At 63.2% G+C, this 8,986-nt stretch carries 8 protein-coding genes and 1 pseudogene; 8 read left to right on the forward strand and 1 reads right to left on the reverse strand.

Translation table 11 applies throughout. The features are described from left to right. Positions 1–241 precede the first annotated feature (241 nt). On the reverse strand, positions 242–1,321 hold the full coding sequence (locus DBR23_RS16105) for an MBL fold metallo-hydrolase (protein ID WP_108498938.1): 1,080 nt from the start codon (positions 1,319–1,321) through the stop codon (positions 242–244). A 125-nt stretch (positions 1,322–1,446) separates the two neighbouring features. Between DBR23_RS16105 and DBR23_RS16110 the strand changes: the two genes are divergently transcribed. The 8 genes and pseudogenes from DBR23_RS16110 to DBR23_RS30820 all read left to right on the forward strand — a co-directional run. Continuing rightward, the gene (locus tag DBR23_RS16110) at positions 1,447–1,842 is read left to right on the forward strand and encodes a MerR family DNA-binding transcriptional regulator (protein ID WP_056057775.1); all 396 of its coding nucleotides are present in this window, start codon (positions 1,447–1,449) and stop codon (positions 1,840–1,842) included. A gap of 48 nt (positions 1,843–1,890) precedes the next feature. Further along, positions 1,891–2,346: a PaaI family thioesterase gene (locus tag DBR23_RS16115; protein ID WP_108498939.1), complete on the forward strand. Its 456-nt coding sequence runs from the start codon at positions 1,891–1,893 to the stop codon at positions 2,344–2,346. A gap of 41 nt (positions 2,347–2,387) precedes the next feature. Next, on the forward strand, positions 2,388–3,578 hold the full coding sequence (locus DBR23_RS16120) for an isovaleryl-CoA dehydrogenase (protein ID WP_108498911.1): 1,191 nt from the start codon (positions 2,388–2,390) through the stop codon (positions 3,576–3,578). Positions 3,579–3,621: 43 nt separating this feature from the next. Beyond that, complete coding sequence (can, locus tag DBR23_RS16125) at positions 3,622–4,281, forward strand: carbonate dehydratase (RefSeq protein WP_056057784.1); 660 nt, start codon at positions 3,622–3,624, stop codon at positions 4,279–4,281. 67 nt (positions 4,282–4,348) lie between these two features. After that, the gene (gene aceK, locus DBR23_RS16130; RefSeq protein WP_108498912.1) at positions 4,349–6,154 is read left to right on the forward strand and encodes a bifunctional isocitrate dehydrogenase kinase/phosphatase; all 1,806 of its coding nucleotides are present in this window, start codon (positions 4,349–4,351) and stop codon (positions 6,152–6,154) included. Positions 6,155–6,220: 66 nt separating this feature from the next. Then, positions 6,221–7,408, forward strand: a complete 1,188-nt coding sequence (locus DBR23_RS16135) for an acetyl-CoA C-acyltransferase (RefSeq protein WP_108498913.1) — start codon at positions 6,221–6,223, stop codon at positions 7,406–7,408. A gap of 49 nt (positions 7,409–7,457) precedes the next feature. After that, positions 7,458–8,537, forward strand: a complete 1,080-nt coding sequence (locus DBR23_RS16140) for a DUF695 domain-containing protein (protein WP_099729199.1) — start codon at positions 7,458–7,460, stop codon at positions 8,535–8,537. Between the two features lie 84 nt (positions 8,538–8,621). Continuing rightward, positions 8,622–8,986: pseudogene (locus DBR23_RS30820) on the forward strand (SDR family NAD(P)-dependent oxidoreductase); the annotation flags it as partial.

The following is an 8,986-nucleotide window of genomic DNA, read 5'->3' on the forward strand; positions in this document are numbered from 1 at the left end:
CCGATGATAGTGCGGGTTCCCGTGTGAAAGTAGGTCATCGTCAGGCTCTTACAGCCCAGAAAACCCCAGTCAGATATGACTGGGGTTTTTTGCTTTGGGGGCGCGCAAAATTATTTAGACCACCTAGGCGCCTATATCGGCTCACACGCCTTTCCGGCGTTGATCACCATCTATCAGCGTGGCTGAGTGTGCTATTTCATTGCTGCTCAATAAGCGCTGGTCGGCCACGCATTGGGTGCGGTTATATACCGTTCGGTGCGCGAAATCTCTGAACCCCGGCTTGGTCGAGAAAGCGCTCCAGCTTCCCATCCATCCACAGATGATGAAGATGTGCCAGCGCCTCACCCATAGCAAAAGTCATCTGGTGGGTGTCCAACTGGCGTTGAAACAGAATTGGCAAAGTATCCACAGCGCTTAGTGCGCGGCTGTGCGCGGCTTGCAAAATCTCAGTGAGCCGCTCGCGGTGATGGTCTTGTAGCTGTGCAACGCGCGTACCCAGGCCTGTAAACGGCTTGCCATGCGATGGGAGCACCAAGGTGTCTTTTGGTAGATCCAGATACCGCAAGAGCGAGGTCAAGAACAGTTGTAGCGGGTTGGCTTCTGGCTCGCTGGCGTGGACACTGACATTGGTCGAGATGCGCGGCAACACCATGTCTCCGCTGATCAAGGTGGTCAGCTCAGCGCAAAACAATGCCATGTGCTCGGGCGCGTGGCCGTAGCCGCTGATGCAACGCCAGGCGCGGCCCCCGATGTTCAGCGTGTCGCCATCCATGATTCGTCGAAAACGGGGTGGGAGAGCAGGGACCAAGGCCGGAAAATACGAAGCGCGTCCTCGCACATGGTCTAAAAAAGACGGTTCTTGTGCACCGTGCAGCGCATAAAAATCGGCCCCTGCTTCCCCGCCAAACCCCTGCGGGTCATAGATGGCGACACGCGCTACGTTGTAGTCCGTGGCACTGATCCACAAGCGCACATCCCAGCGCTCGCACAGCCAATGTGCCAGCCCGATATGGTCTGGGTGCATGTGGGTCACGATGACGCGAAGAATGGGCAAGCCCTCCATGCAGTTTGCAAATATCTGCTCCCACTGCGCGCGGCTCGCAGCGCTGTCGATGCAGCAATCCACCACGGTCCACCCGTCCACCTGCACACCGCCAGCATCCGGCTGGCGATCGCGCAGCAGCCACAGATTGATGTGATCCAGGGCAAAGGGCAGGCCCATACGGATCCAATGCACTCCAGGCGCGACCTCCAAGGTGGCGCCCTCGACGGGCAGCGCGTCGCCGAGCGGGTAGTGGATCTGGTGTTCAAGTGGATTCATGGAGGCGGTGTGATGGGTTAGCATTGACGTTAACGTAAACGTCATGCACTCGATGCATTGTAGGGAGCTGCCGCCACGCGGCTGTCTCCTGTGCGAAACCGATACTGCTGTGTGCAGCACCCACCATGGCCAATACCTACACCATCAGCGACCTTGCCAAAGAGTTCGATCTCACCACCCGGGCGATCCGTTTTTATGAAGACATGGGCTTGCTGCAGCCTGAACGCACCGGCGCCGCAGGCCGCAACCGGGTGTACAGCGCACGCGACCGCACGCGGCTGCGCCTGACATTGCGGGCCAAGCGCCTGGGACTGTCTCTCACGGAAGCCAAGGAGATCATCGACCTCTATGACAGCCCCCGCGATACCGGTGTACAGCTCCGCAAGTTCCTGGACGTGCTGGTGGTCCATCGCAAGCAACTCGAAGAGCAAATGGCAGATCTGCAGGCCAACCTGGAAGAGGTGCGCGAGCACGAAGAAGAGGCGCGCACGCTACTGGCCAAGGTAGAAAAGCAAAATTGATCCATAATTGACGTTTACGTAAACGTAAATCAGGAGACTGCAGTGAGCATGCCCCCCTTTGAGCCGCGTTGCATTGACTTTGCTGACCGCGTGCGCGACAGCTTTGCGCGGCAAGGGGCCATGCAGACGCTTGGCGCGTCGCTGGGATTGGTGGCGCCAGGTGCTGTAGACATTGAACTCCCCTGGGCAGCCGCCCTGACCCAGCAGCATGGTTTTCTCCATGCGGGCATGGTGTCCACCGCGCTGGATTCGGCCTGCGGATATGCCGGTTTCACCCTCATGGCGGCCGATGCCGCCGTGCTCACCATCGAATTCAAGATCAACTTGCTGGCCCCTGCCAAAGGCGAGCGATTCCGCATGGAAGGACGGGTGCTGAAGCCCGGCCGCACCATCACCGTCTGCGAAGGCCGAGCCTTCGCTATCGACGGCAACCAAGAAAAGCTGGTCGCCACCATGGGGTGCACTCTCATGGCGGTCACCGGACGCGACAGCATCCAGGGCTGAGCCCTGCCCATTTCCCTACCTTCTACGAGGAGACAAGCCCCATGAGCATTCCCGCCAACCTTCCCGGCCTCAACTTCCAGCTGGGCGAAGATATCGATGCCCTGCGCGATGCCGTGCGCGACTTCGCGCAGGCAGAGATCGCTCCCCGCGCGGCCGAGATTGACCGCAACGACCAATTCCCCATGGACCTGTGGCGGAAGATGGGTGATCTGGGCGTACTCGGCATCACGGTGCCCGAGCAATTTGGCGGCGCCGCCATGGGCTACCTCGCCCACATGGTGGCGATGGAAGAAATCTCCCGCGCCAGTGCGTCGGTGGGCTTGTCCTATGGCGCTCACAGCAACCTGTGTGTGAACCAGATCAACCGCAACGGCAACGAGGCACAAAAGGCCAAGTACCTGCCCAAGCTCATCAGCGGCGAGCACGTGGGCGCCCTGGCCATGAGTGAGCCCGGCGCGGGCTCCGACGTGATCAGCATGAAGCTCAAGGCCGAGGACAAGGGCGGCTACTACCTGCTCAACGGCAGCAAGATGTGGATCACCAACGGCCCCGATGCGGACACCCTGGTGGTGTATGCCAAGACCGAGCCTGAAATGGGCGCACGCGGTGTCACGGCTTTCCTGATCGAGAAGGGCATGAAGGGCTTCTCGATTGCGCAAAAGCTCGACAAGCTGGGCATGCGCGGCAGCCACACGGGCGAGCTGGTGTTCCAGGACGTCGAGGTGCCTGCACAAAACGTGCTCGGCGGCGTGAACAACGGTGCCAAGGTATTGATGAGTGGCCTGGACTACGAACGCGCGGTGCTGACTGGCGGCCCGCTGGGCATCATGCAGTCCGTGATGGACAACGTGATCCCTTACATTCACGACCGCAAGCAGTTCGGCCAGAGCATTGGCGAGTTTCAGCTCATCCAGGGCAAGGTGGCCGACATGTACACCGTGCTGCAGGCGGGTCGCTCGTTTGCCTACACTGTGGCCAAGAACCTCGACATGCTGGGCACCGACCACGTGCGCCAGGTCCGCAAGGACTGCGCCAGCGTGATTCTGTGGTGCGCCGAAAAGGCCACCTGGATGGCCGGCGAAGGCGTGCAGATCTACGGTGGCAATGGCTACATCAACGAGTACCCGCTGGGCCGCCTCTGGCGCGATGCCAAGCTGTACGAGATTGGTGCTGGCACCAGCGAGATCCGCCGCATGCTGATTGGCCGCGAGCTGTTTGCCGAGACCTGCTGACCCGCGACAACTGATCGACCAACCCTCACACACCAAGGACCCCATGCCTTCCTCCATCGACGACCTGTTTGTTCACAACCGCGCCTGGGCGGCCCAGATGGAGCGCGAGCGGCCCGGCTTTTTCACCAGCCTGCTGGCGCAGCAGAAGCCCAAGTACATGTGGATCGGCTGCTCCGACAGCCGGGTGCCCGCCAACCAGATCACCGGGCTGGAGCCTGGTGAGGTCTTCGTTCACCGCAATGTGGCGAACGTGGTGGTGCCGACCGATCTCAACTGCCTGTCTACCATCCAATACGCGGTGGACCAGCTGCGCATCGAGCACCTGATGGTGGTGGGCCACTACGGTTGCGGCGGTGTGCTGGCCGCGCTGGAGGGTACGCGCGTGGGCTTGGCCGACAACTGGATTCGCCATGTGCAGGACGTGCGTGACCGCCACCGCGACCTGATCGCCGCCACCGCGCCTGAGTGGCGCCACGACGTGCTGTGCGAGCTCAATGCCATCGAGCAGGTGGTGAACATTGCACAGACCACCGTGATGCTGGACGCCTGGGGCCGGGGCCAGAAGGTCACGCTGCATGGCTGGTGCTACGGCCTCAAGGACGGGCTCATCAACAACCTGCACATGTCGGTGGACAGCACAGAAGGTCTGGAATCGCTGTACAAGGCGGCAATTGCCGGGGTGGCCGCAACCCGGCGGCAGTAGGCCTGCCGCCGCCCTGTGTCTGCCGAGCGACGGTTGCGCTGACGAAGAAGCCAATAGGCCCGCCACCATGTTCCCGCAACGCCTTGATGCGCCCCAGGCCTACGGCATTGCCAAGGCCATGATGGACGGCTTCAACCGGCATTACCGGTTGTTCCGCACCGAGTCCGCGCGCGCAAAACACCGTTTTGAAACCGCTGACTGGCACGGCCAGCAGCGGGCGCAGCGCGAGCGCATCGAGTTCTACGACCTGCGGGTGAAGGAATGTGTGCGCCGCCTGGAAAAAGAGTTCGAGGCCGGCGCGCAGCCGATGGATGTCTGGCACCAGGTCAAGCTGCACTACATCGGGCTGCTGGTGAACCACCACCAGCCCGAGCTGGCCGAAACCTTCTTCAACTCGGTCACCACCAAGATCCTGCACCGCACGCATTTCCACAACGACTTCATCTTTTTGCGGCCTGCGGTCAGCACCGAATACATCGAGAACGACGAGCCTGCCGCGCGGCCCACCTACCGCGCCTACTACCCCACGCGCGATACGCTGGGCGACACCTTCCAGGCCATCGTCGAGAACTTCCAGCTGCAGCGCGAATTTGCCGACCTGCCACGTGACACCGCTTGTGTGGTGGGCGCCATGCGCAGCCGGCTCGACAAGGTGAGGCTGCGCACCAACTTCCAGATACAGGTGCTCACCAGCCTGTTCTTTCGTAACAAGGGCGCGTATGTGGTGGGCAAGATCATCAACGGCTTCAACGAGGTGCCGTTTGCGCTGCCCATCCTGCACGACGACAGGGGCAAGCTGACCATCGACGCCGCGCTGTTCGGCGAAGACGACATGCAGATGCTGTTCAGCTTTGCCCGCGCCTACTTCATGGTGGACATGGAGATCCCCAGCGCCTACGTGCAGTTTTTGCGCAGCCTCATGCCGCGCAAGCCGCGGGCCGAGATCTACAACGCCCTGGGCCTGGCCAAGCAAGGCAAGACACTGTTCTACCGCGACTTCCTGTACCACCTCAAGCATTCCAGCGACCAGTTCCGCATCGCGCCGGGCATCAAGGGCATGGTGATGCTGGTGTTCGACCTGCCGAGCTTCCCGTTTGTGTTCAAGCTCATCAAGGACTACTTTCCGCACCAGAAGGAAACCACGCGCGAACAGATCAAGGCCAAGTACCTGCTGGTCAAGCAGCACGACCGCGTGGGCCGCATGGCCGACACGCTGGAGTACAGCGAGGTTGCCTTCCCCCGCGACCGCTTTGACGATGCGCTGATTGCCGAGATCGAGAAGTTCGCCCCCAGCCAGCTCGAAATCAGCGACCGCGACGGCGACGGCCAGACCGAGGTGATCATCAAGCACCTCTATATCGAGCGGCGCATGATCCCGCTCAACATCTACCTGCAAGAGGCCTTTGACACCGGCCTGTCCGACCCGCGTGCGCGCCAGCAGATGGAGCACAGCGTCATCGAATATGGCAACGCCATCAAGGACCTCGTGGCCGCCAACATCTTCCCCGGCGACATGCTCTGGAAGAACTTTGGCGTCACGCGCAACGGCAAGGTTGTGTTCTACGACTACGACGAGATCGAATACCTCACCGACTGCAACTTCCGCCGCGTGCCCACGCCGTGCAATGAGGAAGAAGAGATGAGCGGCGAGGTCTGGTACAGCGTGGGCCCGCGCGATGTGTTCCCCGAAACCTTTGGCCCCTTCCTGCTGGGCAACGACGCGGTGCGCGAGGTGTTCATGCAGCACCACGCCGACCTGCTCGACGCCGCGTTCTGGCAGTCGCACAAGGAGCGCATCCAGGCGGGTCATATGTTTGATGTTTTCCCCTATGACACGGAGCGGCGCTTTGCGCAAGGCGCTGCGGCCCGCTGACCGCCCGCCAAAACCCCGGTTTTCGTCCCCACTTTTCCTCAGACCCTTACCCAGGAGACCTTCACCATGTCCATCCAAGACCCCATCGTCATCGTCGGCGCCGCACGCACCCCCATGGGCTCGCTGCAGGGCGACTTCTCCAGCCTGGCTGCGCACGACCTGGGCGGTGCTGCCATCAAGGCCGCCATCGAGCGCGCCGGTGTCTCGCCCGACACAGTGGGCGAAGTGCTGTTTGGCAACTGCCTGATGGCAGGGCAGGGCCAGGCACCTGCACGCCAGGCGGCGTTCAAGGGCGGCCTCCCCAAGGGTGCAGGCGCCGTTACGCTCAGCAAGATGTGCGGCTCCGGCATGAAGGCCGCGATGATGGCGCACGACATGCTGCTGGCGGGCACGCACGACGTGATGGTGGCTGGCGGCATGGAGAGCATGACCAACGCCCCTTACCTGCTGCAAAAGGGCCGTGGCGGCTACCGCCTGGGCCATGACCGCATCTTCGACCACATGATGCTCGACGGCCTGGAAGACGCTTACGAAGCGGGCCGCAGCATGGGCACCTTTGGCGAAGACTGTGCGGCCAAGTACAGCTTTACGCGCGAGCAGCAGGACGCGTTTGCCACCGCCAGCGTGCAGCGCGCCAAGGCGGCCACCGAGTCGGGCGCCTTCGCGGCCGAGATCGTGCCCGTCACCGTCAAGACCCGTGCGGGCGAGACCGTGGTGTCGGTGGACGAAGGCCCGGGCAAGGTCAAGCTCGAGAAGATCGCCACCTTGAAGCCCGCGTTCAAGAAGGACGGCACCATCACCGCCGCGTCCAGCTCCAGCATCAACGACGGTGCGGCCGCGCTGGTGATGATGCGCGAGTCCACGGCCAAGAAGCTGGGCGCCAAGCCCCTGGCCCGCATCGTGAGCCACGCCACGCACGCACAAGAGCCCGAGTGGTTTGCCACCGCCCCCCTGGGCGCCACACAAAAGGCACTCACCAAGGCCGGCTGGCAAGTGGGCGACGTGCAGCTGTGGGAGATCAACGAAGCCTTTGCCGTGGTGCCCATGGCGTTGATGAAGGAATTGGACCTGCCCCATGACAAGGTCAACGTGAACGGTGGCGCCTGCGCACTGGGCCACCCCATCGGCGCCAGCGGTGCGCGCATCATGGTCACGCTGATCCATGCCCTCAAGGCGCGCGGCCTGACCAAGGGCCTGGCCACGCTGTGCATCGGCGGTGGCGAGGCCACGGCCGTGGCGCTGGAACTCGTCTGAGGCCGCTGGCTGGAGATGGGATGATCCCCGACTTTGCACAAGGACCGCGATGACCACTCCCTCTCCCGCCATCGGCGCCTTCTGGCGCGCGTTTTCGGATGCCCAGGCATCGCTCCAGAACCTGCCGCTGCGCGAGCGCGTGGGGGCCGCCAATGCGCTGATAGATCAGCACCTGGAAGGCCTGGCGCTGGAGATGTCCGGCGACGATGCCGATGCCGTGGTGGACCTCATCGTCACGGCCCACGGCAGCATCGAGCGGTTTCCGTTGCTGGCGCAGGTGGTGGCGGCCGCACCCGCGCTGCCGCACTACCGCGTGCGTGCGTTTCGCGAGCGCACCACGCAGCCGGACTTTCCCATCGGCATGGAAGGCTTTGAGCTGGCCACGTCCGAAGTGCTGGTGGCGCTGGAGCAGGATGGCGGGCAGGCGGCGCTGGAGATCCGCTTTGGCCGCGAGATCCCCAGCGACTACCAGGACCATGCGCGCAACATGGCATTCATCATGCTCGACCATGTGCTGGGCGAGTACGACTTTGCCGTGAAGGTGGGCGCGGTGGACTTTGTGGGCGAGCCCGGCGACACCCACACGCCTTGGGTGCCGCTGAGCCAGCTGCCCCCGGTGTTCGACCGCTACTGGACCGATACCCTGGGCCACACCGGCCACTTTCCCACGGGCGATGCCGAGTGGGACGGGCTGGAACTGCAGTTTGACTGCCCCATCGACGAGGACGGCAACGAACTGCCCGCTGACGACATCGACAGCGAAGACGCGCCCGAGACCGGCGTGGTCATGGTCAACACCAGTGCCAACGCTGTGGCCATGCGGGCCGACCTGGCCTATGCCCTCACCGTGGACCTGGCGGTGCCCGACAGCGACACACTGACCGCCGTGCAAGACCTGCACGAGCAAGCCGCCACGCTGCTCCAGGTGCCGCAGCTGGGCATTCTGGTGCTGACGCTGATGCGCGCGGGCCGCCGGCAGGCGCTGTACTACGTGAGCGACGAACAGCTGGCCAAGCAGACGCTGGCGCCCCTGCTGCTGCGCGACGAGGCGGCATCGCTGGAGCTGAAGGTGGCGTACGACCCCGCGTGGTCGGGCTATTTCGAGTACGCCGGATACCTGTCTGCCTGAGTGGGTGTCGCTGTTTTGTTTACTCCTGAATTGATAGCTGTTGGCGCATGATTTATTAGCGCTTGCGGCATATTGGGCTTGAAAATGAACTCCATACTCGTGATGGGCGCGTCCCGGGGCATCGGCCTGGAGTTGGTGCGCCAGTACACCGACGCCGGGCGCCGCGTGATCGCCACCGTGCGCGACGACGCCGGCCGCGAGCGCGTGCTGGCGCTTGGCGCCGAGGCGCTCACCGTGGATGTGGCCAACCCCGCCAGCGTGAGCGGCCTGGCTTGGCAGCTTGACGGCGAAAAGCTGGACCTGGCGCTGTATGTGGCCGGTGTCATCCGCCGCCCCAACGCGCTCACCCCACCCACGCAGCAAGACTTTGATGCCGTCATGCACACCAACGTGCTGGGCGCCATGCAGGCCATTCCGCAGGTGGCGCCCCTGGTGGTGGAGGCGGGCGG

It is taken from the genome of Acidovorax sp. HMWF018 (assembly GCF_003061035.1).
Classification (GTDB): domain Bacteria; phylum Pseudomonadota; class Gammaproteobacteria; order Burkholderiales; family Burkholderiaceae_C; genus Acidovorax; species Acidovorax delafieldii.